Source organism: Bradyrhizobium sp. Kon69 (genome assembly GCF_055807515.1).
The window spans coordinates 1-291 of sequence record NZ_JBVVOS010000270.1; the positions used below are offsets into that span (position 1 = coordinate 1).

Annotated in this window: 1 protein-coding gene; it reads left to right on the forward strand. The window is 67.4% G+C overall.

The features are described from left to right. A partial coding sequence (locus AC0L3U_RS39125) for an ABC transporter substrate-binding protein (protein ID WP_473365080.1) occupies positions 1-291 on the forward strand: 291 nt, incomplete at both ends.

Sequence of the window (291 nt, forward strand, 5' to 3'; positions counted from 1 at the left end):
TTTCTCAAACTTTCCGCGGTGCTCAGCGCCGCCGGCGCCTTGCCGTTGCTGAGCAGCCTGCAGGCGCGTGCGGCCAGTGAGCCCGACGCACCGGTGCGCATCGGCTACCTGCCGATCACCGACGCCACGCCGTTGTTGGTGGCGCACAACAACGGGCTGTTCGAAGCCGAGGGCATCACCAAGGCCGGCCTGGGCTGGGCGAATATCCCGCTGGTGTTGTATGCGTGCCTGCTGGCGTCGATGCTGGCGCCGCTGGCGTGGATGCATTCGGTCAAAGCCCTGGGCCCAAGC